At 65.8% G+C, this 26,494-nt stretch carries 26 protein-coding genes; 11 read left to right on the top strand and 15 right to left on the bottom strand.

Translation table 11 applies throughout. From position 1 onward, the window contains the following. Positions 1 to 14: 14 nt before the first annotated feature. From D8676_RS09365 to mdh, 5 genes are all read right to left on the bottom strand, one after another. Positions 15 to 3,014, bottom strand: a complete 3,000-nt coding sequence (locus D8676_RS09365; RefSeq protein WP_121580611.1) for a 2-oxoglutarate dehydrogenase E1 component — start codon at positions 3,012 to 3,014, stop codon at positions 15 to 17. Between the two features lie 115 nt (positions 3,015 to 3,129). Beyond that, the gene (sucD, locus tag D8676_RS09360; RefSeq protein WP_121580610.1) at positions 3,130 to 4,026 is read right to left on the bottom strand and encodes a succinate--CoA ligase subunit alpha; all 897 of its coding nucleotides are present in this window, start codon (positions 4,024 to 4,026) and stop codon (positions 3,130 to 3,132) included. Continuing rightward, positions 4,026 to 4,331: a hypothetical protein gene (locus tag D8676_RS27005; protein ID WP_147448179.1), complete on the bottom strand. Its 306-nt coding sequence runs from the start codon at positions 4,329 to 4,331 to the stop codon at positions 4,026 to 4,028. The genes sucD and D8676_RS27005 overlap by 1 nt, the downstream gene beginning before the upstream one ends. Positions 4,332 to 4,343: 12 nt before the next feature. Continuing rightward, positions 4,344 to 5,537, bottom strand: a complete 1,194-nt coding sequence (sucC, locus tag D8676_RS09355; protein ID WP_121580609.1) for an ADP-forming succinate--CoA ligase subunit beta — start codon at positions 5,535 to 5,537, stop codon at positions 4,344 to 4,346. A gap of 28 nt (positions 5,538 to 5,565) precedes the next feature. Continuing rightward, positions 5,566 to 6,534, bottom strand: coding sequence for a malate dehydrogenase (gene mdh, locus D8676_RS09350; RefSeq protein WP_121580608.1), 969 nt, complete (start codon positions 6,532 to 6,534; stop codon positions 5,566 to 5,568). Between the two features lie 205 nt (positions 6,535 to 6,739). On the opposite strand from mdh, the gene D8676_RS09345 reads away from it, so the two are divergent. Further along, positions 6,740 to 7,189: a GNAT family N-acetyltransferase gene (locus D8676_RS09345; protein WP_121580607.1), complete on the top strand. Its 450-nt coding sequence runs from the start codon at positions 6,740 to 6,742 to the stop codon at positions 7,187 to 7,189. Between the two features lie 109 nt (positions 7,190 to 7,298). Here D8676_RS09345 and zapE read toward each other — a convergent pair whose 3' ends face one another. Beyond that, on the bottom strand, positions 7,299 to 8,495 hold the full coding sequence (zapE, locus tag D8676_RS09340; RefSeq protein WP_121580606.1) for a cell division protein ZapE: 1,197 nt from the start codon (positions 8,493 to 8,495) through the stop codon (positions 7,299 to 7,301). 30 nt (positions 8,496 to 8,525) lie between these two features. Next, positions 8,526 to 9,059, bottom strand: coding sequence for an AprI/Inh family metalloprotease inhibitor (locus D8676_RS09335; protein WP_121580605.1), 534 nt, complete (start codon positions 9,057 to 9,059; stop codon positions 8,526 to 8,528). 305 nt (positions 9,060 to 9,364) lie between these two features. Here D8676_RS09335 and D8676_RS09330 point away from each other — a divergent pair, with 305 nt between their 5' ends. The 7 genes from D8676_RS09330 to D8676_RS27265 all read left to right on the top strand — a co-directional run bounded on the left by D8676_RS09330 (position 9,365) and on the right by D8676_RS27265 (position 14,889). After that, positions 9,365 to 9,526 (top strand): DUF1328 family protein, encoded by a 162-nt coding sequence (locus D8676_RS09330; protein ID WP_121580604.1) that lies wholly within the window; start codon positions 9,365 to 9,367, stop codon positions 9,524 to 9,526. 88 nt (positions 9,527 to 9,614) lie between these two features. Continuing rightward, complete coding sequence (gene dapF, locus D8676_RS09325) at positions 9,615 to 10,496, top strand: diaminopimelate epimerase (RefSeq protein WP_121580603.1); 882 nt, start codon at positions 9,615 to 9,617, stop codon at positions 10,494 to 10,496. Further along, complete coding sequence (mtaB, locus tag D8676_RS09320) at positions 10,496 to 11,788, top strand: tRNA (N(6)-L-threonylcarbamoyladenosine(37)-C(2))-methylthiotransferase MtaB (protein WP_121580602.1); 1,293 nt, start codon at positions 10,496 to 10,498, stop codon at positions 11,786 to 11,788. Before dapF ends, mtaB begins: the two co-directional genes overlap by 1 nt. 5 nt (positions 11,789 to 11,793) lie before the next feature. Further along, the gene (gene ftsY, locus D8676_RS09315; RefSeq protein WP_121580601.1) at positions 11,794 to 13,197 is read left to right on the top strand and encodes a signal recognition particle-docking protein FtsY; all 1,404 of its coding nucleotides are present in this window, start codon (positions 11,794 to 11,796) and stop codon (positions 13,195 to 13,197) included. A gap of 57 nt (positions 13,198 to 13,254) precedes the next feature. Beyond that, entirely contained in the window at positions 13,255 to 13,905 is a 651-nt protein-coding gene (locus D8676_RS09310) for a septation protein A (protein WP_121580600.1), read from the top strand. Positions 13,906 to 13,931: 26 nt separating this feature from the next. After that, a complete protein-coding gene (locus tag D8676_RS09305) occupies positions 13,932 to 14,552 on the top strand; it encodes a pyridoxamine 5'-phosphate oxidase family protein (RefSeq protein ID WP_121580599.1) in 621 nt (206 codons plus the stop codon). A 172-nt stretch (positions 14,553 to 14,724) separates the two neighbouring features. Further along, positions 14,725 to 14,889, top strand: a complete 165-nt coding sequence (locus D8676_RS27265; protein WP_183097043.1) for a hypothetical protein — start codon at positions 14,725 to 14,727, stop codon at positions 14,887 to 14,889. A gap of 38 nt (positions 14,890 to 14,927) precedes the next feature. Here the strand turns inward: D8676_RS27265 and D8676_RS09300 are convergent, their stop codons facing one another. From D8676_RS09300 to ccmA, 5 genes are all read right to left on the bottom strand, one after another. Further along, positions 14,928 to 15,500, bottom strand: a complete 573-nt coding sequence (locus D8676_RS09300) for a DsbE family thiol:disulfide interchange protein (protein ID WP_121580598.1) — start codon at positions 15,498 to 15,500, stop codon at positions 14,928 to 14,930. Then, positions 15,500 to 15,667, bottom strand: coding sequence for a heme exporter protein CcmD (ccmD, locus tag D8676_RS09295; protein ID WP_121580597.1), 168 nt, complete (start codon positions 15,665 to 15,667; stop codon positions 15,500 to 15,502). The genes D8676_RS09300 and ccmD overlap by 1 nt, the downstream gene beginning before the upstream one ends. Positions 15,668 to 15,726: 59 nt before the next feature. After that, positions 15,727 to 16,119, bottom strand: a complete 393-nt coding sequence (locus D8676_RS09290) for an Imm50 family immunity protein (RefSeq protein ID WP_121580596.1) — start codon at positions 16,117 to 16,119, stop codon at positions 15,727 to 15,729. Continuing rightward, positions 16,119 to 16,784 (bottom strand): heme exporter protein CcmB, encoded by a 666-nt coding sequence (gene ccmB / locus D8676_RS09285; protein WP_121580595.1) that lies wholly within the window; start codon positions 16,782 to 16,784, stop codon positions 16,119 to 16,121. Before ccmB ends, D8676_RS09290 begins: the two co-directional genes overlap by 1 nt. A 64-nt stretch (positions 16,785 to 16,848) precedes the next feature. Further along, entirely contained in the window at positions 16,849 to 17,457 is a 609-nt protein-coding gene (gene ccmA, locus D8676_RS09280) for a heme ABC exporter ATP-binding protein CcmA (RefSeq protein ID WP_121581066.1), read from the bottom strand. 278 nt (positions 17,458 to 17,735) lie between these two features. Between ccmA and acnA the strand changes: the two genes are divergently transcribed. The 3 genes from acnA (at position 17,736) to D8676_RS09265 (ending at position 22,154) form a co-directional block, all read left to right on the top strand. Then, positions 17,736 to 20,429 carry an aconitate hydratase AcnA gene (gene acnA / locus D8676_RS09275; RefSeq protein ID WP_121581065.1) on the top strand — a complete coding sequence of 898 codons (2,694 nt, stop codon included), beginning with the start codon at positions 17,736 to 17,738 and terminating at the stop codon, positions 20,427 to 20,429. Positions 20,430 to 20,604: 175 nt separating this feature from the next. Beyond that, positions 20,605 to 21,360: a DUF1223 domain-containing protein gene (locus tag D8676_RS09270; RefSeq protein WP_121580594.1), complete on the top strand. Its 756-nt coding sequence runs from the start codon at positions 20,605 to 20,607 to the stop codon at positions 21,358 to 21,360. 410 nt (positions 21,361 to 21,770) lie between these two features. Next, positions 21,771 to 22,154 carry a DUF2794 domain-containing protein gene (locus tag D8676_RS09265; RefSeq protein ID WP_121580593.1) on the top strand — a complete coding sequence of 128 codons (384 nt, stop codon included), beginning with the start codon at positions 21,771 to 21,773 and terminating at the stop codon, positions 22,152 to 22,154. A gap of 103 nt (positions 22,155 to 22,257) precedes the next feature. Here the strand turns inward: D8676_RS09265 and D8676_RS09260 are convergent, their stop codons facing one another. The 3 genes from D8676_RS09260 to D8676_RS09250 all read right to left on the bottom strand — a co-directional run bounded on the left by D8676_RS09260 (position 22,258) and on the right by D8676_RS09250 (position 26,493). Then, on the bottom strand, positions 22,258 to 22,827 hold the full coding sequence (locus tag D8676_RS09260) for a GNAT family N-acetyltransferase (protein WP_121580592.1): 570 nt from the start codon (positions 22,825 to 22,827) through the stop codon (positions 22,258 to 22,260). 116 nt (positions 22,828 to 22,943) lie between these two features. Then, positions 22,944 to 23,726 carry a Bax inhibitor-1/YccA family protein gene (locus D8676_RS09255; RefSeq protein WP_121580591.1) on the bottom strand — a complete coding sequence of 261 codons (783 nt, stop codon included), beginning with the start codon at positions 23,724 to 23,726 and terminating at the stop codon, positions 22,944 to 22,946. Between the two features lie 223 nt (positions 23,727 to 23,949). Continuing rightward, positions 23,950 to 26,493 (bottom strand): ABC transporter permease, encoded by a 2,544-nt coding sequence (locus D8676_RS09250; RefSeq protein WP_121580590.1) that lies wholly within the window; start codon positions 26,491 to 26,493, stop codon positions 23,950 to 23,952. Position 26,494: the final 1 nt, after the last annotated feature.

Raw genomic sequence — 26,494 nt, 5'->3', positions numbered from 1 at the left:
CGTTATTGGCTTCGTTATTGGCCGAGCGCGTCGTCGAGGAAGGCGGCGAGCTGCGCCAGGTGCTTCGACATCAGGCCGGTCGCCGGCGACGCCGCGGCCGGACGGCCGGTGTAGCGTACGCGCTGGTGCTTGGCGTCGATATGGGCGAGCACCCATTCGAGATAGGGGTCGATGAACGACCAGGCGCCCATGTTCTTCGGCTCTTCCTGGCACCACACCATCTCCGCGTTGCGGAAGCGGCTGAGCTCGGTGATCAGCGCCTTGGCCGGGAACGGATAGAGCTGCTCGACGCGCAGGAGGTAGACGTCGTCGATGCCGCGCTTCTCGCGCTCCTCGTAGAGGTCGTAGTAGACCTTGCCGGCGCAGAGCACGACGCGGCGGATCTTCGAATCCTTGACCAGCTTGATCGCCTGGTTCGGCAGCAGCTGCGCATCGTCCCACAGCAGCCGGTGGAAGGAGCTTTCCCCCGAGATCTCCGACAGGCTCGACACGGCGCGCTTGTGGCGCAGCAGCGACTTCGGCGTCATCAGGATCAGCGGCTTGCGGAAGTCGCGCTTCAGCTGCCGGCGCAGGATGTGGAAATAGTTTGCCGGCGTCGTGACGTTCGCCACCTGCATGTTGTCTTCCGCGCAGAGCTGCAGGAAGCGCTCGAGCCTGGCCGAGGAATGCTCGGGCCCCTGCCCTTCGTAGCCGTGCGGCAGCAGGCAGACGAGGCCCGACATGCGCAGCCACTTGCGCTCGCCCGAGGAGATGAACTGGTCGAACACGACCTGCGCGCCGTTGGCGAAGTCGCCGAACTGCGCCTCCCACAGCGTCAGCGCGTTCGGCGCCGACAGCGAGTAGCCGTATTCGTAGCCGAGCACGGCCTCTTCCGACAGCATCGAGTTGATCACCTCGAAGCCGGCCTGGGCGGCCGAGAGGTTGTTCAGCGGGATGTAGCGGGTCTCGTCGCGCTGGTCGTAGAGCACGGCGTGGCGCTGCGAGAAGGTGCCGCGCTCCGAATCCTGGCCGGAGAGGCGGATCGGATTGCCGTCGAGCACGATGGATCCGAAGGCGAGCGCCTCGGCCGTCGACCAGTCGATGCCCTCGCCGGTTTCGATCATGTTGCGGCGGGCGTCCAGGAAGCGGCCGATGGTCCGGTGGATTTCGAAATCCTTCGGCACTTCGGTCAGCTTCTTGCCGATCTCCTTCAGCGTCTTGACCGGCACGGCGGTCTTGCCGCGGCGCAGCTCGTCCTCGTTGTCGGCGGCCCTCAGCCCCGTCCAAGCGCCGTCCAGCCAGTCGGCCTTGTTGGGCTTGTAGGACTGGCCGATCTCCCATTCGGTCTCGAGACGGGCGCGCCAGTCGGCCCGCATCTTGTCGATGTCGGCCTGCGTGACCAGCCCTTCGGCGATCAGCTTCTCGGCGTAGATCGCCGCCGTCGTCTTCTGGCCGCGGATCTTGCGGTACATGATCGGCTGCGTGAAGGCAGGCTCGTCACCCTCATTGTGGCCGAAGCGGCGGTAGCAGAACATGTCCACCACGACCGGCTTGTGGAACTTCATGCGGAATTCAGTAGCCACCTTGGCGGCATGCACGACGGCTTCCGGATCGTCGCCGTTGACGTGGAAGATCGGCGCCTCGATCATCTTGGCGACGTCCGACGGATAGGGCGAGGAACGCGAGAAGCGCGGATTGGTGGTGAAGCCGATCTGGTTGTTGATGATGAAGTGCAGCGTGCCGGCGACGCGGTGGCCTCGCAGGCCCGACAGGCCCAGGATTTCGGCGATCACGCCCTGGCCGGCGAAAGCGGCGTCGCCGTGCAGGAGCAGCGGCAGCACCTTGGCGCGCTCCTCGAGCGGCACGATCTCTTCCCTGGTACGGCCAAAAAGCTGGTCCTGCTTGGCGCGCGCCTTACCCATCACGACCGGATCGACGATCTCGAGATGAGAGGGGTTGGCGGTCAGCGACAGGTGCACCTTGTTGCCGTCGAACTCGCGGTCCGACGAGGCGCCGAGATGGTACTTCACGTCGCCCGAGCCCTCCACGTCGTCGGGCGCGAAGGAGCCGCCCTTGAACTCGTGGAAGATGGCGCGGTGCGGCTTGGCCATCACCTGGGAGAGGACGTTCAGGCGGCCGCGGTGGGCCATGCCGAGCACGACCTCCTTGAGGCCGAGCGCGCCGCCGCGCTTGATGATCTGCTCCAGCGCCGGGATGACCGACTCGCCGCCATCCAGACCGAAGCGCTTGGTGCCCTTGTACTTGACGTCGATGAACTGCTCGAAGCCTTCCGCCTCGATCAGCTTCGACAGGATCGCCTTCTTGCCTTCGGCGGTGAAGGTGATCTCCTTGTCCGTGCCCTCGATGCGGGCCTGGATCCAGGCCTTCTCCTCGGGATCGGAGATGTGCATGAACTCGACGCCGAGCGTCGAGCAATAGGTCCGCGTCAGTATGTCGAGCATCTCGCGGATGGTCGCGTATTCGAGCCCGAGCACACCGTCTATGAAGATCTTGCGGTCGTAATCGGCCTCGACGAAACCGTAGGAGGAGGGCGACAGCTCGTCGTAATCCTCGAGCGGCTTGGCGATGCCGAGCGGATCGAGATTGGCGTGCAGGTGCCCGCGCATGCGGAAGGCGCGGATCATCATGATGGCGCGCACGGAATCGCGCGTCGCCTGCTGTATGTCGGCGTCCGAGATCGCGACGCCGGCGGCCGCTCCGCCATTGACCGCCTTGTCCCGGACCTTCTTCTCGATGTGCTTCTCGACCAGGCCCCAGTCGCCGTCGAGCGCCGAGACCAGTTCGCCGTTCGCCTGCAGCGGCCAGGACGGCTTCGACCAGGACGCGCCCCTGGCGTTCTTCCTGACGTCGATCGCGTCGTCCTTCAGGGCGCCGAAGAAGTCCTGCCACTCGGGATCGACCGACTGCGGATCTTCCTCATAGGCAGCCTGAAGCTGCTCGAGATAGTCGGCGTTGCCGCCGTAGAGGAAGGAGGTGAGAGAGAATTCGTCGTTGGCCTGATCTTGCCGTGCCATCTTTACCTGTCGGAGCGCCGCGCTCCGTCTCCTTTTCGAGGGGAGTAGGTGAGTAAGGGAAGTAGGGGAAAGCGTTAGGCGCCCTACTAACCTACTCCCCTAAACCCATACTCCCTTAACCCTTGATCGCCTCGACCAGGGTCTTGCCCAGCCTTGCCGGCGACGGCGACACCTTGATGCCCGCGGCTTCCATCGCCGCGATCTTGTCCTCGGCGCCGCCCTTGCCGCCCGAGATCACCGCGCCCGCATGGCCCATCGTGCGGCCGGGAGGGGCGGTACGGCCGGCGATGAAGCCCGCCATCGGCTTCTTCCTGCCGCGTTTTGCCTCGTCGATCAGGAACTGCGCCGCATCCTCCTCGGCCGAGCCGCCGATCTCGCCGATCATGATGATCGATTTCGTCTCGTCGTCGGCCAGGAACATCTCCAATATGTCGATGAACTCTGTCCCCTTGACCGGATCGCCACCGATGCCGACAGCGGTGGACTGGCCGAGCCCTTCATTGGTGGTCTGGAACACCGCCTCATAGGTAAGTGTTCCCGAGCGGGAAACAACGCCGACCGAGCCCTTGCGGAAGATGTTGCCGGGCATGATGCCGATCTTGCACTCATCCGGCGTGACGATGCCCGGGCAGTTCGGCCCGATCAGCCGCGACTTCGACTTGTCGAGCTTCGCCTTCACCTTGACCATGTCCATCACCGGAATGCCTTCGGTGATGCAGACGATGAGCGGAATCTCGGCCTCGATCGCCTCGATGATCGCCGCGGCAGCGCCTGCCGGCGGCACGTAGACCACCGACGCGTTGGCGCCGGTCGCAGCCTTGCCCTCGGCAACGGTGGCGAAGATCGGCAGCGGAACCGAGCCGTCCCACTTGGTCCCGCCCTTCTTCGGATGGATGCCGCCGACCATCTTGGTGCCGTGATAGGCGAGCGCCTGCTCGGTGTGGAAGGAGCCGGTGTTGCCGGTCAGGCCCTGCACGAGAACCTTGGTGTTCTTGTCGATGAGGATGGACATTAGTTCCCGGACTCCGAATTATTTCCCACGGCCTTGGTGCGCGAAATTGAAATAATACTGGTTGCAAATGCCATCAGCCAAAACAGACCAACGAGGTAAGTCGTTGCTGTTGCACCCAAGCATTCACTCTCATTGATCCCGCAAGTGGCCCTTAAACCTGAAAGCCAAATCAGGCCGGCGCCAATCAACGAAAGCACTACAACGGTTACAGCAGCAAAACGTCCCAGCCCAAGCCTTGGGCTCAACCCAGCCGCCAGCATCATCGCAACAGGCACGACAACGACAAGCGGCAGCGGGATCGACAAGACGTTCACCGCCTACCCTTTCACCGCCGCGACGATCTTCTTGGCGGCATCGTCGAGATCGTCGGCGGAGGTTACGTTCAGCCCGCTCTCGTTGATGATCTTCTTGCCGAGCTCGGCATTGGTGCCTTCGAGCCGGACCACCAGCGGCACCTTCAGCCCGACTTCCTTCACCGCGGCGATCACACCCTCGGCGATGATGTCGCACTTCATGATGCCGCCGAAGATGTTGATGAGGATGCCTTTCACGGCCGGGTCGGCGGTGATGATCTTGAACGCCGCCGTCACCTTCTCCTTGGAAGCGCCGCCGCCGACGTCGAGGAAGTTGGCAGGCTCGGCGCCGTAGAGCTTGATGATGTCCATCGTCGCCATGGCGAGGCCCGCGCCGTTGACCATGCAGCCGATATTGCCGTCGAGCGCGACATAGGCGAGGTCGTATTTCGACGCCTCGATTTCCTTCTCGTCCTCTTCGGTGATGTCGCGCAGCTCGACGATCTCCGGGTGGCGGAAGAGCGCGTTGTTGTCGAACGACACTTTCGCGTCGAGTACGCGCAGCCGGCCGTCCTTCATGACGATCAGCGGGTTGACCTCGAGCAGGCTCATGTCCTTCTCGACGAAGGCCTTGTAGAGCAGCGGGAAGAGCGTCCCGCCGTCGTTGGCCGCGTCGCCGTCGAGCTTCAGCGCCGCGTTCAGCGCCTTCACGTCCTCGGCGGTCACGCCCTTGTCGGGGTCGATCGCCACGGTGACGATCTTCTCCGGCGTGTCATGCGCCACCGCCTCGATGTCCATGCCGCCCTCGGTCGAGACGACGAAGGCGATCCTGCCGACCGAGCGGTCGACCAGGATCGAGAGATAGAGTTCGCGCTCGATGTCGGCGCCGTCCTCGATATAGAGGCGGTTGACCTGCTTGCCCGAGGGACCGGTCTGCTTGGTGACCAGCGTATGCCCAAGCATCTCCTTGACGTTGGCGACGACTTCCTCGACCGACTTGGCCAGCCTGACGCCGCCCTTGGCGTCGGCGGGAAGCTCCTTGAACTTGCCCTTGCCGCGGCCGCCGGCGTGGATCTGGCTCTTCACCACGTAGAGCGGGCCGGGCAGCTTCTTCGCCGCCGCTTCCGCCTCGCCGGCGTCAAGCAGCGCCACGCCGTCGGCGACCGGCGCGCCATAGGCCTTCAGGAGTTGCTTGCCCTGATATTCATGGATGTTCATCGCGGACCGTCCTTGTTTCTGGGCGAGATTACTTCTTGGCCAGGTTCGGCGCGATCTTCACGCAGGTCTCGCAGAGCGTCTGCACGGCCTCGACCGACTTCTCGAACATCTTCTGCTCGGCCTTGTTGAGGTCGATCTCGATGACGCGCTCGACGCCGCCGGCGCCGATCACCGTCGGCACGCCGACATAGAGGTTCGACACCCCGTACTGGCCCGACAGATGCGCCGCGCAAGGCAGGACGCGCTTCTTGTCCTTGAGGTAGGCCTCGGCCATCTGGACGCCCGACGCCGCCGGCGCGTAATAGGCCGAGCCGGTCTTCAGCAGGCTGACGATCTCGGCACCGCCGTCGCGGGTGCGCTGCACGATCTGGTCGAGCTTCTCCTTGGAGGTCCAGCCCATCTTGACGAGGTCGGGCAGTGGGATGCCGGCAACCGTCGAATACCGCACCAGCGGAACCATCGTGTCGCCGTGGCCGCCGAGCACGAAGGCGGTGACGTCCTCGACCGAGACCTTGAACTCCTCGGCCAGGAAATGGCGGAACCGCGCCGAGTCGAGGATGCCGGCCATGCCGACCACATGGGTCTTGGGCAGGCCGGAGAACTTCTGCAGCGCCCAGACCATGGCGTCGAGCGGGTTGGTGATGCAGATGACGAAGGCCTTGGGCGCGTATTTGCGGATGCCCGCGCCGACCTGCTCCATCACCTTGAGATTGACGCCGATCAGGTCGTCGCGGCTCATGCCGGGCTTTCTCGGCACGCCGGCGGTGACGATGCAGACGTCCGCGCCCTCGATGCCGGCATAGTCGTTGACGCCGACATAACGCGCGTCGAAACCCTCGACCGGCGAGGATTGAGCGATGTCCAGTCCCTTGCCCTGCGGCGTGCCCTCGGCGATGTCGAACAGAACGACGTCGCCGAGTTCCTTGAGGCCGATGAGGTGGGCGAGCGTGCCGCCGATCATGCCGGACCCGATGAGGGCTATCTTGTTGCGTGCCATGTTAGGATTTTTCCCTTGATCCGTAGACCGGGCGAATGACCCGGGAAGAGCGAAAGGCCAGAAAAAGAGCGATGCCGAAAAATTCGCGGCCCCGAGATAGCCTCGCGCCAGATAAAGTTCAAACGATTATTTTTGGGTGAATATTTTCAATCGGTTAGATAATAATGCATTTACGTAAACGTCAAAGAATAGTCACGGAGTTGTCATGATCTCACCTTTGGAGGACACAAGTTTCGAGATCGTCAGGCTCTCGCCCGACAATGCCGAATTGCTCCATCGCCTCGCCGACGACGTGTTCGACGAGCCGGTCCGCGCCGATCGGCTGGCTGCCTATCTGGCCGAACCCGGCCACATCATGCTGGTCGCGCTTTCGGGCGGCATTGTGGTCGGCCAATGCGCAGCCGTCCTCCATCGCCATCCCGACAAGGTGACGGAACTCTATCTCGACGAGGTCGGCGTGACGCCCGCCATGCAGCGCAATGGCATCGGCCGCGCGCTGGTCGAAAGCATGCTCGGGATCGGCAGGGAACTCGGCTGCGGCGAAGCCTGGGTCGGCACCGAGCCGGACAATCTGCCGGCGCGGGGGCTGTATGAAAGCCTTGATCTGCACCTGGACGAGACCGGGACCTTCGTCATGTACGCCTATCGGCTGTAGAGCAATTCCAGCAAAAGTGCGCAGCGGTTTTGCGTCCGGAATTGCGTAAAAACAAACGGATGGAGCGGTTCCGCGATTCGGAGAGAAGACGGATACGCTCTAGCTGCGGTCAGGATCCGGAGGCCGCCGCCTTCGGAGGGTCGCCGCGCCTCTCGGACCATTCGTCCAGCCACTCCCGGCTCTGCATCTCGATCAGCCGCGAGACGGTACGGTCGAACTCGAACGCCTCGGTGACGCCAGCGCGGCCGGCATAGAGCCGGTCGGGCGGCGCCGCGGCGCTCAGCACCAGCCGCGCACGCTTGTCGTACAATGTGTCGATCAGCAGGATGAAGCGTTTGGCGGGATTGCGCAGCGTCTGGTCGAGCACCGGCACATGGTCGACGAAGATGGTGCCGAACCTGTCGACGATCGCCAGATAGTCGCGCGCGCCGAGCGGCTTCTCGCAAAGCTCGGCGAAGCTGAAGCGGGCAGCCTCGCCCGCCGCGATCGGCACCGCCACCTGCCGTCCCTTGACCGTCAGCGCATCCGGCGCGCTCGCCGTCCCGCGCGTCACCGCGCCCCACGCCTCGTCCATCCTGCGGTCCGTCTCGGCCGACAGTGGCGTCATGTAGACCGGGAGCCGGTTCAGCTTCTCCATCCGGTAGTCGGTCTCGGAATCGAGCGCGATCACCCTCGCATGCCGCTTCAGGAGGGCGACGAAAGGCAGGAAGAGCTGGCGGTTCAGCCCGTCGCGGTAAAGATCGTCAGGCGCCAGATTGGAGGTGGCGACCAGCACCACGCCGTTGGCGAACAGCGCCGAGAACAGCCGCGACAGGATCATCGCGTCGGCGATGTCGGTGACCGAGAACTCGTCGAAGCAGAGCACCCAGGCCTCTTCGGCCAGCGCCCTGGCGACGGGCGGGATCGGGTCGTCCTCGCGAACCGTGCCTTCCTTGCGGGCCTGCCGGTGCTTCTGGATGCGGTCATGCGCATCGGCCATGAAGTCGTTGAAATGCACGCGCCGCTTGCGGCGCACCGGCACCGTGTCGAAGAACAGGTCCATCAGCATGGTCTTGCCGCGCCCGACGCCGCCATGGACGTAGAGGCCGGTCACGGGCTCGGTCGCGGCGCGGTTCTTGGCGAACAGCCAGCCGAGCGCGCTCGACTTGCGGGCGAGGCGCTTGGCCCTGATCTCGTCGATCAGGTGGTCGAGGGCCGATACAACCGGGCGCTGCGCCGGATCCTCGGCGATCTCGCCGGTCTCCGCGAGGTGCGCATAGCGCTGCGCGACGGTCGAATGCGGCTGGAGGCCGTCACGCAGGTGCATTGGTCATGGAACGGAAAGGGATGGAACGGTCTACCTGGACAGCGAGATAGGCAATCCGGTCGAGGTCTGTCCATTGAATTTTTCCGCTCCGGATGAATAGAGCGTCGCGAGCGTCGACCCGCTCTCGTCGTAGAGAGAGAGCTGCTTGCCGGAGACGTTCCAGCTCTTCACCCCGTTTACGGGGGTGGCGCAGCCGCGCGACGCCGCGCGGTTGTTCGAACCGAGCTTGGTCAGCGAGGTGATGAGCTGGCAGCTCTGGCCGGACACCGACGCGTTCCAGGCGCCGACGACGTTGCCGGTGGTGAGGTCGGGCGCGGCGGCAGCCGGATCGACCCCGGCCATCTGCGTCGAGGCGCCGGGGGCGGCCGGGAAGCTCGCCGGATCGGTGGCCGTGCCGGGCGCGGCCGGCGGCGGCAGGGACGTCGAGCTGGTCACTTTGCCGGAGGGGGCGGCCTGCAACGGCGCGGGCTGCTCGTTCATCGACGAGAAGCGGGTACTCGAGCAGCCCGCGGCAAGCAGCGCTGCCAGCGAAACCGCAATCATACCAGTCTTCGAAACAACCATCGCAACCCTCCGTCAGGCGCCGGCGGCGCCACAGGACCGTTCCTCACACCAACATGCCGGCGAAGGTGGCCGAATTTCAGCCTCATATGGTTAAAATTGGGTGTGTGGTCGGATTTGTCGCGAAATTTTTTCAACAATTGTGACCGTCCGACTCCGTCCGTCAGCCGCCGTGCGCCACGCCCGGCGCGAAGACACGGAGGCTAGGGCCCGCGATATGGCGGCAACGCCCGAGTTTCACGCCCCGCGGAACATCGGGACGGCGCGGCGCGTTGTGCCGGCTGACTGAAATCCGGAGCACGATTCCGATGATCAAATGGATTCTCATCCTTCTCATCGTCGCGGCGGCGGCGAGCCTGCTCGGCATGCCGGCGCTGGCGGGCGCGGCGGCCACCGGCGCGCGCATCCTCATCGGCATCGTGCTCATCCTCTTCCTTTTGGTGGTGCTCGGCCTCTTCGCCATAAGCTGAAGGCGGCCCTGCGCCGACAGTTACCGTACTGGTAATTTGCGGTCCGTTCGGCCATATAGCGCCGGAAGACAGCGGAAACCCTTGCCTCATGGCCAGCGCAGCCCCCTTCGCCAAGATGAACGGGCTCGGCAACGACATCATCGTCGCCGACATGCGCGGCCGCGCGGACCGCGTCACGCCGGCGGCGGCGGTGGCGCTCGCCGCCGATCCGGCGACGAAGTTCGACCAGATCATGGCGATCCACGATAGCAGGACGCCGGGCACCGAGAACTACATCGAGATCATCAATTCCGACGGCACGATGGCGCAGGCCTGCGGCAACGGCATGCGCTGTGTCGTGCAGGCGCTGTCGGCCGAGACCGGCCGCAAGCTGTTCACCTTCGAGACCATCGCCGGCATTCTCACGGCCGAGGAACATGCCGACGGGCTGATCTCTGTCGACATGGGTGTGCCACGCTTCGGCTGGCAGGAGATCCCGCTGGCCGAGGAGTTCCGCGACACCCGCATGATCGAGCTGCAGATCGGCCCGATCGATGCGCCTGTGCTGCACTCTCCCTCGGTCGCCAACATGGGCAACCCGCACGCCGTCTTCTGGGTCGACGACGATGTCTGGACATACGAGCTCGACCGTTTCGGGCCGATGCTCGAGAACCACCCGATCTTCCCCGAGCGCGCCAACATCTCGATCGCCCATGTCACTTCGCCGGAAGCGATCACCATCCGCACCTGGGAACGCGGTGCCGGGCTGACGCGCGCCTGCGGCTCGGCCGCCTGCGCCGTCGCCGTCAGTGCTGCGCGCACCAACCGCACCGGCCGCACGGTGACGGTGACCGTGCCCGGCGGGCCGCTCCACATCGACTGGCGCGAGGACGGCCACGTCGTCATGACCGGCCCGGCCGAGTGGGAATTCTCCGGCACCTTCGACCCGGCGACGGGCGGCTGGGCGCGCGACACCGAAAGCGCCGCCTGATGGGCATCGACGTCGTCACCTTCGGCTGCCGGCTCAACACCTACGAGTCGGAAGTCATGCGCCGCGAGGCGACGGCCGCCGGCCTCGGCGAGCTCGAGGACGGCGCGGTGATCTTCAACACCTGCGCGGTGACGGCGGAAGCCGTGCGCCAGGCCAAGCAGTCGATCCGCAAGGCCCGCCGCGAGAACCCCAACGCCAGGATCATCGTCACCGGCTGCGCCGCCCAGACCGATCCGGCGAGCTTTTCCGCGATGGGCGAGGTCGATCTCGTGCTCGGCAACGAGGAAAAGCTTCAGCGCCACAATTACCGCGCGCTGCCCGATTTCGGCGTCAACGATTTCGAGAAGGCGCGCGTCAACGACATCTTCTCCGTACGCGAGACGGCATCCCACATGGTCGACGCCATCGAGGGCCGCGCCCGCGCCTTCGTGCAGGTGCAGAATGGCTGCGACCACCGCTGCACCTTCTGCATCATCCCCTACGGCCGCGGCAATTCGCGCTCCGTGCCGATGGGCGCGGTGGTCGAGCAGGTGAAGCGGCTGGCCGGCAACGGTTATGCCGAGGTCGTGCTGTCGGGCGTCGACCTCACCAGCTACGGCGCCGACCTGCCGGGCAGTCCGAAGCTCGGCCGGCTGGTCAAGACCATCCTGCGCCAGGTTCCCGATGTCAGGCGGCTTCGCCTCTCCTCTATCGATTCCATCGAGGCCGACGCCGAGCTGCTGGAGGCAATCGCCACCGAGAAGCGGCTGATGCCGCATCTGCATCTGTCGCTACAGTCCGGCGACGACATGATACTGAAGCGCATGAAGCGCCGCCATCTGCGCGACGATTCCATCCGCTTCTGCGCCGAGGTGCGGGCGCTGCGTCCCGACATCGTCTTCGGCGCCGACATCATCGCCGGCTTCCCGACCGAGACCGAGGAGATGTTCGAGAATTCTTTGAAAATCGTCGAGGAGTGCGGGCTGACCCATCTCCACGTCTTCCCCTTCTCGCCGCGCGAGGGCACGCCCGCTGCGCGCATGCCGCAGGTCAGGCGCGAGCTGGTGAAAGAGCGCGCCGCGCGGCTGCGCGCCGTCGGCGAAAAGGCCTATGCGAGGCATCTCGCCTCGCACGCCGGCACTCGTCAGTCGGTGCTGATCGAGCGCGAGGGTCTCGGCCGCACCGAAGGTTTCACGCTTGTCGCGCTCGATGCCGGCCAGCCCGGCGAGATCGTCGAAGCGCAGGTCACCGGCCATGACGGCGAGCGGCTGATTGCCGTGCCCGCCGCTATCAGCCACAACCGGGCTGCCTGACGCATATGGCGCTTGGATTTTTCAAAAAGGTCTTCTCGTTCGGCCAGGACAAGGTCGAGCAGCAGCCGACGCCCGTCGAACCGCCGCGTCCACCTGAAACCCCGCCGGCTCCACCCGAGACTCCACCGGCTCCCCAGCCTGTGACCCCGCCAAGTCCGCCAGAGCAGCCGCCGGGTCCCACACCGGAAACTCCGCCGCTCCCTCCGGTTCCGGACGTCCCGCCGTCACCGGGGCCCGAGCGGCCGCGGGAAGTGCCACCATTCCCGACCCAGCCCGAGACACCGGCGCCGGCCGAGATACCCCCTGAAGCGCCGCCGGAATATCAGCCCCCGGCGCCCGAGATTCCCGGTCCGACGCCTGCGCAACCGGTGCCGCTGGAAATTCCTCCTGGGACCACGGCTGCCCAGCCTGTCGCGTCCGGCACGGTCACCGTCACGACAACCGTCGAGCAGAAGGCCGAACCCGTCGCTCCGCCCCCGGCCGAAGCGCCGAAACTTTCCTGGTTCCAGCGCCTCAGCCAGGGGCTTTCCCGCTCCTCGCGGGAACTCACGGGCAACATCGCCGGCGTCTTCACCCGCAGGCGTCTCGACGAGGAGACGCTGCAGGACTTGGAGGACGTGCTGATCCGCGCCGACCTCGGCATGGAGACGGCGCTGCGCGTCACCGACGCGCTGTCGGCCGCCCGCTATGGCCGCGACGTGTCGGACGCCGACGTGCGCACAATCATGGCCGCCGAGATCGAGAAGGTGCTGACGCCGGTGGCGAAGCCGCTTGAGCTCGACCTCTCGGTGAAGCCGCATGTCGTGCTGGTCGTCGGCGTCAACGGCACCGGCAAGACCACCACCATCGGCAAGCTCGCCGCGAAGCTGACCGCCGGCGGGCTGAAGGTGACGCTCGCCGCCGGCGATACGTTCCGCGCCGCGGCAATCGAGCAGCTCAAGATCTGGGGCGAGCGCACCGGCTCGACCGTCGTCTCCTCGAAGCTCGGAGCAGACGCCGCCGGCCTCGCCTTCGACGCCTACGAGAAGGCGAAGGAAGCCGGCTCCGACGTGTTGATCATCGACACCGCCGGCCGGCTGCAGAACAAGGTCGAGCTGATGGCGGAGCTGGAGAAGATCGTGCGCGTCCTCGGCAAGCACGATCCCGACGCCCCGCACACGGTCCTGCAGACCGTCGACGCCACCACCGGCCAGAACGCCATGAGCCAGGTCGAGACCTTCCGCAACGTGGCCGGCGTCAGTGGCCTGGTGATGACCAAGCTTGACGGCACGGCACGCGGCGGCATCCTTGTGGCGATCGCGGCCAGGCATAAGCTGCCGGTCTATTTCATCGGCGTCGGCGAGCAGGTCGACGACCTCGAACCTTTTTCGGCGGGCGATTTCGCAAAAGCGATCGCGGGAGTGGCGTAGACGCGTGGTCCCAAAAAGTTGCAGACTTTTGGACAGGGCCATGCGCAGAAGGAAATCATGAACCCACCCATCCTCGAACGCGATCCCAGCGACCCCAGGAAGAAAGAGATCAACCCGCTGCTCAAGCTGGCGCTGGAACTCGGGCCGCTGCTCGTCTTCTTCTTCGCCAATGCGCGCGGCGGGTGGCTGGTCGAACGGTTCCCAGCGCTCGCCGCCTTCGGCGGCCCGATCTTCATCGCCACCGCGCTCTTCATGATCGCGACGGCCATCGCGCTCGCAGTCTCCTGGTCGCTGACCCGCACGCTGCCGATGATGCCGCTGGTCTCGGGCGTCGTCGTCTTCGTGTTCGGCGGGCTGACGCTCTGGCTGCAAGACGACGTCTTTATCAAGATGAAGCCTACCATCATCAACACGCTGTTCGGGGCGGTGCTGCTCGGCGGCCTCTGGTTCGGAAAATCGCTGCTCGGCTACGTCTTCGATTCGGCCTTCAGCCTCGACGCCGAGGGCTGGCGCAAGCTGACGCTGCGCTGGGGCCTGTTCTTCCTCTTCCTCGCCATCGTCAACGAGATCGTCTGGCGCTCCTTCTCGACCGATACCTGGGTGGCCTTCAAGGTTTGGGGCATCATGCCGATCACCATCCTCTTCACCTTCAGCCAGATGCCGCTCATCATGCGCCATTCGCTCGACGAGAAACTGCAGAAGAAATAGCCTGGAGATTCCAGCGGGAGGGAACCTTGGACTTCATCGCCTCGCATGAGGAACTGCGTAGGATCTACAAGACGCCGGAGCCCACCGCCGGCGCCATCCGCAAGGAACTGAAGAAGCTCGACGGCCATTGCCGCGCCTTCATCGCCAGGAGCCCCTTCGTGCTGATCGGCTCGTCGGACGGCAAGGGCAATGCCGACGTGACGCCCAAGGGCGACAAGCCCGGCTTCGCCGCCATCCTCGACGACAGCACCATCGCCATTCCTGACCGGCCCGGCAACAACCGGCTCGACACGCTGGAGAACATCGTCGCCAACCCGGCCGTCGGCCTGCTCTTCCTGATCCCTGGCATGAACGAGACGCTGCGCGTCAACGGCGAGGCCAGGATCACCGTCGACGCCGCGTTGCGCGAACGGCTGGCGGTCGACGGCAAGCCGCCGCTGAGCGTCGTCGTGGTCGCCGTCAGCGCCGCCTACATGCATTGCGCCAAAGCCTTCATGCGCTCGCAGCTCTGGCGGAATGAAAGCTGGCCGGACCGGGCCTCCATGCCGACGCTCGGCGAGATCCTGCGCGATCAGCTGGCGCTCGACCAGACCGCCGAACAGACTGACCGCTGGCTCGACGACGGCTACAGGCAATCCATGTGGTAGCGCTCCCCGCCGGTACGCCGGCGGCCGCAACGCTCCGTTAACCGGCCATGCGTGATCTGCATTGCTGCGATGCAACATGAGATGTTGCATCGCACAATCGAACGCATATCTTCCGTGGTGTCAGGGAGGAACAACCAGAGCCGCCGATTGGGGAGCGGCAAGGAGCCTCGCCATGATCCAGAATTTCATCGCCTACGCCCAGGACCGCATCGCCAAGCGCCGGCAGTACAACCGCCTCGCCGACGAGATCCTCGGCCTCTCGCAGCGCGACCTCGCCGACCTCAGGGCCGACCGCGGCGACATGCTGCGCCACGCCCGCAAGTCGATCTACGGCTGAACTGCCGGACGTCAGTAGAAATTTGAAAGGCGCTGCAGCTATTCCGCTGCCAGCGCCTTTTCTATTGCCGGGAGCAGGTCGGCGGTGACCGACTGTTCGGTCAGCGGTCCGACATGCTTGAGCAGGATCTTGCCGTCCTTGCCGACGAGGAAGGTCTCGGGCACGCCGTAGACGCCCCAGTCGATCGCCGCCCTGCCGGCGCTGTCCACCCCGATCGCCGAATAGGGATTGCCGAGGCTGCCGATGAAGCGCCGCGCATTCTCCGGCGCGTCCTTGTAGTTCAGCCCGGCGATGCCGAACCGCTTGTCGGCGGAGAGTGCGAGCAGGACCGGATGCTCTTCGCGGCAGGGCGCGCACCACGACGCCCAGACGTTCACCAGCGTCACCTTGCCGGCGAAATCCTTGCTGTCGAGCCCGGGCAGCGAAACCCCTTCGAGCGGCGGCAGGCTGGTTGCCGGCGCTTGCTGGCCGATCAGCGCGGACGGGATCTCGGCGATGTTGCGGCCGGAGGTCAGCTGGATGAGAAACAACCCCGCCAGCACCAGGAAAACCACGACCGGCAGGAAGACGAGCAGGCGCCGCGGCTTGCGTATGGTGGTTTCGTCGGCCATCACGCCACATCCTTGCGGTCGGAGCGGCGGCGCAGGCCGCTCGCTTCCAGTTCCGCCATCTCGCGCCGCCGCGCCCGGCCGTCGACGAGCACCCAGGCGATCAGCCCGGCGATCGCCAGCGCCGATATGCCGTAAGCGGCTGTTACGTAGAGCGCGTGTGCGGTCATTACGTGCGTCGTGAAGCGGTTTTCATTGCAAACGGGTATTGGCTCGGTTTGAGACCTTGTTAGGACCAGTCTTCTTTATCGGACTGAAGCAGCCCTACAATCTTGTCAACGAAAAGGAAGCCGCAGGTTAGCGAGCATTTCAGCGCACCCTCGCAACTCATGGAAATGGCGCCATAGCCGTCCTGCATTTTTATGGTGCTAAGGCCGTCACTCGCCATGTGAACGACGTTCACTGCCTTCAGAGCGAAGAAGTTCAGTTCGAAGCCGACCGCGTTGAATGGTTCCCATTTGGTTGGTGGTCGATATGGCAACACTTTCGATATGAAGGACAATTTGAGGCTGGGGCCATCTCGGATGATTTGCAGTGAGGTCACCTCAACATCCGCCAAGCTCGGATAATGTCCGTAGATATTGAGCAGGAATATCGGGTTCTCGATGCGTGACGGCCACATCAGTCCGCTCCGTATCTGAGCGCCAGCGCGGCGGCGACCGGGCCGATCACGGCGAGAAACATGGTCAGTGCGGCAAGAATGAGAAAGGGCGGCAGGAACGGGTCGGGCTCATTGACGGCGGCATAGCTCGCCGACACGCCGAAGATCAGCACCGGGATGGCGAGCGGCAGCACCAGCACCGACACCAGCACGCCGCCGCGCGGCAGGCCTACCGCGACCGCCGCCCCCGCCGCGCCGACGAAGGCGATCGCCGGCGTGCCGACCAGGAGCGTCAGCGCGGTGGCGCCGATCGCCGTCGCTTCCATGTTGAGCAGCAGGCCCAGCACGGGCGCGGCGATCACCAACGGCAGCACGCTCGCCGTCCAGTGCGCCAGGCATTTCACCAGCACCGTCAGCGCCAGCATGTGCCGGTCGGCCGACAGCACCAGCATGTCGAGCGACCCGTCCTCGCGGTCGGCCTGGAACAGCCGGTCGAGGCCGAGCAGCGAGGCGAGCAGCGCGCCGATCCACAGCACCGCCGGGCCGATGCGGGCGAGCAGGTTGAGGTCGGGGCCGAGCGCGAAAGGGATGGTCGCGACGACGGCGAGGAAGAACAGCACGCCGGTCAGCGCCCCGCCGCCGGCGCGGGTGGCGAGGCGAAGCTCGCGCAGGAAGAGCGCGCGCACTGTTATCGTCCCCTTCGCGAAAAATTGATCGGAGGGGAGTGGGAGGGCCTGGAGCGCAGCCTCGTCAAGCAGCCTCCCCCATCCTCAGTTCCTGTACCTTCTCCATGCCGAGCGGCAGGTGGGTCGCCGCCAGGATCATGCCGCCGCCGGCTCGGTGCTTCTCCATCAGCACGAAAAACCGCCGTTCGGATGCCGCGTCGAGCCCGGCGGTCGGTTCGTCGAGCAGCCAGAGCGGCCGCCGGCTGACCAGTAGCCTGGCGATCGCGGCGCGCCTCTTCTGGCCGGTGGAGAGGTAGCCGAAGGGCAGATGCCCGATCCCGTCGAGCCCGACCGTGTCCAGCGCAGCCTCGACGGAAAGTTCCGGCTCGCCGCAGAAATCGCGCCAGAAGGACAGGTTTTCGGCAACCGTCAGCGTCGGCTTCATGGCGTTGAGATGGCCGAGATAATGCGCGGCCGACGCGGCGGTCGGGAAGGCCTCGCCGCCGCCCTCCAGCCGCACGCCGCCGCCGGTTGCCGGCAGCAGCCCCGCAACCACCCTGAGCAGCGTCGACTTGCCCGATCCGTTCGGCCCGGTGACGATCAGCGCGTCGCCCTCGGCGAGCGAGAAGTCGATGCCGGCGAACACCGGCTGGCCGCCGCGCTCGCCGCTCAGGTCCTCGGCGATCAGCCGCATGCTCTCCCCTTCGATCCGGTCGTCGCCGCCGCTGCAGCGCAATAAAAATGGCGATTCCGTGTCTAGAACTATTCCAGGAACTTCTCTATATGCGTCTCACCAACCCCAGCGGTCGGGGAAGGCAACCTTTATATGCGCCGGACCAGCGCCTGCACCGTTCTCACGGACAGACGCTCGGGAGCGGACAGCGGAAATGGCCGTACCCGCACCCTTGCGCGTGATGAGCATGCCATCGGAGTCCGTTCCCTCAGGCAGAACAGACCAGGATGGGATCGCACGTGTCCAAATCGCTCGACAGTTTCAATTGCCGCCGCACCCTCAACGTGGGAAGCGCGGAATATGTCTATTACAACCTCATCGAAGCTGAGAAGAACGGGCTGACGGGCGTCAGCCAGCTCCCCTACTCGATGAAGGTGCTGCTCGAGAACCTGCTTCGCAACGAGGACGGCCGTTCCGTCACCAAGGAGGCGATCCAGGCCGTCGCCGGCTGGCTGACGGACAAGGGCAAGGCCGGCGTCGAGATCGCCTACCGCCCCGCCCGCGTGCTGATGCAGGATTTCACCGGCGTGCCGGCGGTGGTCGACCTCGCGGCGATGCGCGACGCCATGGCCTCGCTCGGCGGCGATCCCGAGAAGATCAATCCGCTGGTGCCGGTCGATCTGGTCATCGACCACTCCGTCATCGTCGATGAATTCGGCTCGCCCGTTGCCTTCGCCCGCAACGTCGACCTCGAATACCAGCGCAACCAGGAGCGCTACAACTTCCTGAAGTGGGGCCAGCAGGCGTTCCGCAACTTCCGCGTCGTGCCGCCCGGCACCGGCATCTGCCATCAGGTCAATCTCGAATATCTCGCACAGACGGTGTGGACGCTGACCGGCGAGGATGGCGACATCGTCGCCTATCCGGACACCTGCGTCGGCACCGATTCCCACACCACCATGGTCAACGGCCTCGGCGTGCTCGGCTGGGGCGTCGGCGGCATCGAGGCCGAGGCGGCCATGCTCGGCCAGCCGGTCTCCATGCTGCTTCCCGAGGTGATCGGCTTCCGCCTCACCGGCAAGCTCAAGGAGGGCGTCACCGCCACCGACCTGGTGCTCACCGTCACCCAGATGCTGCGCAAGAAGGGCGTGGTGGGCAAGTTCGTCGAGTTCTTCGGCCCCGGCCTCTCAAACATGACGCTCGCCGACCGCGCCACCATCGGCAACATGGCACCGGAATACGGCGCGACCTGCGGCTTCTTCCCGGTCGATTCCGAAACCATCCGCTACCTCACCATGTCGGGCCGCGCGGAGAACCGCATCGCGCTGGTCGAGGCCTACTGCAAGGCGCAAGGCATGTGGCGCGACAAGGATTCGGCCGACCCGGTCTTCACCGACCTGCTCGACCTCGACCTCTCCACCGTCGTGCCCTCGATGGCCGGCCCGAAGCGTCCGGAAGGCCGCGCCGCGCTCGAGGATATCGCCTCCGGCTTCGCCAAGGCGATGGAGACCGAATACAAGAAGGCCGCCGACATCGCCTCCCGCTATTCGGTGCCAGGCACCGACCATGATCTCGGCCATGGCGACGTCGTCATCGCCGCCATCACCTCGTGCACCAACACCTCGAACCCGAGCGTGCTGATCGGCGCCGGCCTGCTCGCCCGCAACGCCAACCGCCTCGGCCTCAAGCAGAAGCCCTGGGTCAAGACCTCGCTGGCTCCCGGCTCGCAGGTGGTGGCCGAATATCTTGAGAAGTCGGGCCTGCAGAAGGAGCTCGACAAGATCGGCTTCAACCTCGTCGGCTTCGGCTGCACCACCTGCATCGGCAACTCCGGCCCGCTGCCGGCGCCGATCTCCAAGACCATCAACGACAAGGGCCTGATCGCCGCCGCCGTGCTCTCCGGCAACCGCAACTTCGAGGGCCGCGTGTCGCCCGACGTGCAGGCGAACTACCTGGCGTCGCCGCCGCTGGTCGTCGCCTACGCGCTCGCCGGCACCGTCACCATGGACCTCACCAGCGAGCCGCTCGGCGAGGACAAGGACGGCAAGCCGGTCTATCTCAAGGACATCTGGCCCTCCACCCAGGAGATCGAGGAGTTCATCGCCGAGAACGTCACCCGCGAGCTCTTCGCCCGCAAATATGCCGACGTCTTCAAGGGCGACGACAACTGGAAGGCCGTGCAGGCGCCCGAGGGCCAGACCTATAGCTGGAACGATTCCTCGACCTATGTGCAGAACCCGCCCTATTTCGTCGGCATGGGCCGCAAGCCGGGCGAGGTCCAGGGCATCGAAGGCGCCCGCATCCTCGGCCTCTTCGGCGACAAGATCACCACCGACCACATCTCCCCGGCCGGTTCGATCAAGGCCGCCTCGCCGGCCGGAAAATACCTCACCGAGCACGGCGTCGGCGTCGCCGACTTCAACCAGTACGGCACCCGGCGCGGCAATCACGAGGTGATGATGCGCGGCACCTTCGCCAACATCCGCATCCGCAACCACATGCTGGGCGAGAACGGCAAGGAAGGCGGCTTCACCATCCACTATCCGTCGAAGGAGGAGATGTCGATCTACGACGCCGCCATGCTCTACAAGCAGGAAAGCGTGCCGCTCGTCGTCTTCGCCGGCGTCGAATACGGCAACGGCTCGTCACGCGACTGGGCCGCCAAGGGCACCAACCTGCTCGGCGTGCGCGCCGTCATCGCCCAGTCTTTCGAGCGCATCCACCGCTCGAACCTGGTCGGCATGGGCGTTGTCCCCTTCGTCTTCGAGGAGGGCACCTCCTGGGCCTCGCTGGGCCTGAAGGGCGACGAGACCGTGACCATCGCCGGGTTGGAGGAGATTCGTCCGCGCCAGAAGATGACGGCGAAGATCACTTATGCCGACGGCACGGTGAAGAACGTGCCGATCCTCTGCCGCATCGATACGATCGACGAACTCGAATACTTCAGGAACGGCGGCATCCTGCAATACGTGTTGCGCGACCTCGCCGCTTAGGCCGCCTCGCACTCCCGGCCCTCCCGCAGCCACCACGCGGGAGGGCCGCCCTCCGCCCGCCGCCCGCATATTTCACCGCAACGTGACTTCCTCTTGTAGAGGCGCTCTGGCAACCATGCCGGCAACAAAAGCCGGACCCCGCCGGCGGGATCCAAACGCCCAAGAATTGAAGACCATGAACCGAAGACTCGTGTTGCGATTGGCGGCCGCCGCCGCGGTGATCTGCGCCGCGCCGTCCTTTGCCGGCGACATTCTGAAGCCAAAGGCCGTGGTCGAATTGTTCACCAGCCAGGGCTGCAGTTCGTGCCCGCCGGCCGATTCCGTGCTCGCCAAGCTCGCTGAGAAGGGCGACGTGGTCGCGCTCGGCTACCATGTCGACTACTGGGACTATCTCGGCTGGAAGGACACGCTGGCCTCGCCGGCGAACACCGAGCGGCAGAAGCTCTACGGCAAGGCATTCGGCAAGCGCGAGGTCTATACGCCGCAGGCGGTCATCAACGGCCGCACCCACGTCAAGGCCGGCAAGCGCGGCGCCATCGACGCCGCCATGTCGGAGATGGAACGCACCGGCATGGGGCTGACCGTCGACATCGGCGTCACCCGCAACGGCGAGAGCGTCGTCATCGACGCGGCCGGCACGCCGCAGGGCAAGGGCGAGGCGCATCTCGTTCTGGTGCATTTCGATCCGATGCGGCCGGTCACCATAGAGCGCGGCGAGAACAAGGGCCGGACGATCGCTTACGCCAACCCGGTCACCAAGATCCAGACCGCCGGCATGTGGCACGGCAAGGCGGCGCGTTTCGAGCTACCGCGCAGCGAGATCAACCAGAAGGGCGGCTGCGCCATCCTGCTGCAGTCGGTCGACAAGAATGGGCTGCCGGGGCCGATCATCGGCGCCGCAGTGGTGCCGCCGGAGGCGCAGACGCCATGATCGCGCCGCGGCCCCACTTTCAGGGCAGCCGGCAAAGAAAACCGGCGCCAGCTTGCTTCTGACACCGGTCATCAGGAATTTGGGATCGTCGCATTCGGCTTCCGTGGAAGCCGAGGTTGGTTCGATCCGACGCTGACCCGTGGGCGGGGGGCTTGGGGTTTACGAGCCGGTGCCGGACCGAACCGTCTCAGGCAACGGGTGTAAGTTCGTCGGACATCGTGGCGTCAGCGCGGATAAAAAACGGCGGTATTGTGGCGCAGCATCACCAATCGTAACGGAATGTTTCATTCCTGTTACCGATTTGTGATTAAAGTTGGGAGCCTGCCCGGATCGCCTGCCCGGGACTTGCAATTCCGGCATGAAAACGTCACGCTCGACCCCTGTGACGATTTGATGAAAGGTCGGCAGCCATGGATCGGTTCGGCGGAACGGAGGGTGGGGACGATTCCCCGACATTGATCCCGCTGCACGAGGCGCGGCGGGATCGGCAGAACCTGCCCGTGGCGTTCCAGCGGCGCGAACTCGACCAGATCCTCAGGCTCTACGGCCGCATGGTGGCGGCCAATGAATGGCGCGACTACGCCATCGACCATCTCTCAGACCGCGCCGTCTTCTCGGTGTTCCGGCGCACCAGCGAGACGCCGCTCTACAGCATCACCAAGAACCCGGCGCTGGCCCGCAAGCAGGGCATGTGGTCGGTAGTCTCGGCGACCGGCCTCATCCTGAAGCGCGGCCACGAGCTGGCCAGCGTGCTCGCCGTCTTCGACAAGAAGCTGAGACTGGTCGAGGCCTGATTTTCCGCCGCTCGGGCCAGCAGTCGTATTTGCGCGTCACGGGTAAGCCCCGCCTGACCGCGCCTCCGATGGGTGCGCCCCGTTGAAGTGCAGCGGCCAGCCGTCACTTCGCCTTTCTGAACCTCTTCTCCGGCAGTGAATCGGGATCGGGCGCCGTCTCCGCGCCGCCGTTCATCGACAGTTGCATGAAGGTCGTGTCCAGCCAGCGGCCGTGCTTGTAACCCGACCCTTCCAGCCGGCCGCTGTGGCGGAATCCCATGCGCTCATGCAGCTTCACCGAGGCGCTCTCGGGGTGGCCGTCGCCGATGACGGCGATCATCTGCCGGAAGCCAAGCCGCTCGGCCTCCACGATCAGCCTTTCGAGCAGCAGCCTGCCCAGCCCCCGGCCCTTGGCGTCCGGGGCAATATAGATCGAGTCCTCGACGACGAAGCGGTAGGCCGGGCGCGGACGGAACGGGCCGGCATAGGCATAGCCGACGACTCGAGCCGCGCTCGTCGCAGCGAGATAGGGGAAGCCGCCGGCCGCCAGCGCCTCGAAGCGCGCCGCCATCTCCGCCCTGGTCGGCGGCTCCAGCTCGTAGCTCGCCGTGCCGTTGCGCACCGCGTCGGCATAGATGTCGGTGATCGCGTCGAGGTCTGCTGCCGTCGCCGGCCGGATCGCAAGGTCGTTCACTCGGGCTCATTCCGCTTTGGGACCGGCAGATAAAAGCGACCCGGGCGCCAAAAGAAAAGGGCGGCCGCTTGGGCCGCCCTTCGTTCTTTTCTGGTCCAGCCTTGCGGCTGCTTCCGTTACTCGCGGTTGCCGAGGAACGACAGCAGGAAGGTGAACAGGTTGATGAAGTCGAGATAGAGCGTCAGCGCGCCCATGATGGCCTTGCGACCGGCGACCAGGACCTCGTCGCCCTCGTAGTACATCTCCTTGATCTTCTGCGTGTCGTAGGCGGTCAGGCCCGCGAAGACCAGCACGCCGATCGCCGAGATGGCGAACTGCAGGGCCGGCGACGCCAGGAAGATGTTGACCACCATCGCGATGATCAGGCCGATCACGCCCATGAACAGGAACGTGCCCATGCCGGTCATGTCGCGCTTGGTCGTGTAGCCGTAGAGCGACAGCGCACCGAAGGCGGCGGCGGTGATGAAGAAGGTCTGGACGATGCTCTGCGCCGTGTAGACCAGGAAGATCGACGACAGCGACAGGCCCATCAGGCCGGCGAACACCCAGAACGCGGTCTGCGCGCCCGAGAGGCTCATCGTGTGCACGCGCGCGCTCAGGAAAAACACCATGCCGAGCGGAGCGAGCATGACCACCCACTTCAGCGGCGAGCCGTAGAGAGCGACGCCGGCGCCAGTCAGCATCTTGCCGTTGGCGAGCGTGGCGACCGCGGCGGCCGGATCGTTGGTGGTGGCGATCATCATCGTCGCCAGCGCGGCGACGCCGGTGATGGCGAGGCCCAGCGCCATCAAGTTGTAGACCTTGATCATATAGGCGCGCAGGCCCTCGTCGATCGAGGTATCGGCGCGGGTGCCGGCATTGGGCACGGCTCGCGTCTGATAGTTGCGGAGTTCAGCCATGGGATTCCTCTGTTGCTTCTGCCCCGTCGGGTGTCGGGCGGCCCTTTCAAGCGCCCAGGCGCCGCTGGCGGGACTCCAGCATGCCTCCGCGAAATATGAGGCTTTCGGCACCAAAGGACAAGGGCCGCAACGGTTTGCAGGGCGCGCGAGCGGATGAATTTTTCGTAATCACGCGACTGTTACCGGCCCGGAAACCACGTCAAAACGCTTCGAATCGCGTCCTTCAGAGGTTGCGCAGCACCGGCGCCGCCTTGTGGCCGAGCACCCGCCAGGTGCCGGCGAGGCCGAAGCCGACCGTCAGCGCCAGCGCCGCGATCACCGTCGCCAGCGCGACCTCCGGCAGGAAGGTCGAGGGCAGCCGCATGACCTGCGCCACCACGTACCAGCCCGCCAGGCCGCCGGCGAACAGCGCGAAAATCGCCGTGGCGAGCCCGATCAGCGCATACTCCAGCGAGAAGGCCGTGATCAGCGTCCGTCTGGTGGCGCCGAGCGTCTTCAGCACCACCGCATCGTGGATGCGGGCGCGGTTGCCCGCCGCCAGCGCGCCGGACAGCACCAGCACGGAGGCGATCAGCGCCACGCTTGCCGCCGCCCGGATCGCGGTGCCGAGCTCGCCGACGATGCGGTTCACCACGTCGAGCGCATCCTTGACCCTGACCGTGGTGACCGCCGGGAAGCTGCGCGTCACCGCGTTGAGCAGGCGCGCCTCGTCCGCGGTGGTGGCGTCCGGCGTGGTCAGCGTCGCCAGCCAGCTGTGCGGCGCGCCGGCGAAGGTGTTGGGCGAGAACACCATGACGAAATTGATCGACATGGATTCCCATTCGACATTGCGCAGGTTCGCTATCTTCGCCGTCACGTCGCGGCCGAGCACGTTGACGGTGACCGTGTCGCCGATCTCCAGCCCGATCTCGCCGGCTTCCTGCGCCGAGAACGAGACAAGCGGCTCGCCCGAATAGTCCTGCGGCCACCATTCGCCCGCGGCAAGCCTGGAGCTCTCGGGCAGGTTCCTGGCGTAGGTGATGCCGCGGTCGCCGCGCAGGACCCAGGCTCCCTCCGGCGGCACCTGTATGCGCTGCACGTCGATGCCGTTGAGCTGGACGATCCGGCCCCTCAGCATCGGCACGCGGACCAGCTTGCCGTCGGGTGCCTCGCTGGCGATGAAGGAAGCGAAATCCTCGACCTCGGTGCTCTGTATGTCGACGAAGAAGAAGTTCGGCGCGCGCTCCGGCAGGCTGCCGGCGAGCTGCCGCCTGAGGTTGCCGTCGATGAGCGCCAGCGTGACGAGCAGCGTCAGCCCGAGCCCAAGCGACAGCACCACCGACGGCGTCAGCGCGCCGGGCCGATGGATGTTGCCGATGGCCAGCCTGAGTGCCACCGAGCGCACGCGCGGGCTCCTCCTCGCCAGCCACTGCACGAGCTGGCCGACCGCGCGCAGCACGAGGAAGGAGAAGACGACGGCGCCGACGAAGATGGTGGCGATGCGCCGGTCGCCGGAGAACCAGACCGCCAGCAGCGCCAGCGCGACGGCGATGCCGACCGCCGCGACCACATAGGGCCTGCGCGGCAGCGCGCCCGCCTCGAAACCCATCTCGCGGAAGAGCGCCGTCGCCGGCACGTCGCGCGCACGGCCGAGCGGCAGCAGCGCGAAGGCGAGCGTCACCAGCACGCCGAACAGCGCGGCCATGCCGAGTGCTGCCGGATAGAAGCCGGCCTCGGCCGGCACCGGGATAACCGAGGCCAGCGCAGCCTGCGCCGCGAACGGCATCAGCGCGCCGAGCACCAGCCCGGCCGCTATGCCGATGCCGGCGATGACCAGCATCTGGATCAGATAGACGGCGAAGACGAAGCCTCCCGACGCGCCGAGGCTCTTGAAGGTGGCGATGACGCCGCGTTTCCCGTCGAGATAGGCGCGCACCGCGTTGGCGACGCCGACCCCGCCGACCACCAGCGCGGTCAGGCCGACCAGCGTCAGGAACTGCGAGAAACGCTCGATATTGGCCGACAGCGCCGGCGCCGCGTTGAGCCTCGTGCGGATCGACCATCCGGCTTGCGGAAATTCCTCGCCTGCTTGATCGCGGATGGCGTCCAGATCGGCCTCGCTCGGCTGGCCGTCGAGCCTGACCTTGTAGGCATGCTCGACCAGGCTGCCCGGCTGCACCAGCCCCGACGCCGTCAGCCCGTCGAGCGACAGCAGGAGCCTCGGCGCAAAGCCAAACCCGTCCGACGCCGCATCCGGCTCGGTGACCAGCCTGGCGCGCAGTTCGAAGGTCTGGGTGCCGAGCTTGATCCGAGCGCCCGGCTGGATGCCCAACCGCTCGAACAGCAGGTCGGGCGCAGCCGCGCCGAAGATGCCGTTCTTCTCGCCGAACAGGTCGGCCTGTGGCAAAGCCGGCTCGGTGACGAGTTCGCCATAGAGCGGATAGGCGGCGTCGACGGCCTTGGCCTCGACCAGCGCCTGGTCTGAACCGTCTTCGAGCCTCGCCATCGAGCGCATGTTGGCGCTCTCCGCCAGCGTGCCTAGCCCCTGCAGGAAGCTCCGCTCGGCCGGCGTGACCTGCCGCTGGTTGAGCTCGAAGCGGATGTCGCCGCCGAGCAGCGCCTGCCCCTCCTCGGCGACGCCCGCGGTGATCGAACGGGCGACCGAATTGACGCCGCCGATCGCCGCCACGCCGAGCGCGATGCAGGTGATGAAGATGAGGAAGCCCGACAGCCCGCCGCGCATTTCGCGCAGCGCGAAACGGAGCGCAAGGCGCAGATCCTTCATCATG

This window comes from Mesorhizobium sp. YM1C-6-2 (assembly GCF_003666685.1).
In the GTDB taxonomy this organism is placed as follows: Bacteria; Pseudomonadota; Alphaproteobacteria; order Rhizobiales; family Rhizobiaceae; genus Mesorhizobium_K.
This window is presented reverse-complemented; position numbering and strand designations above follow the sequence as displayed.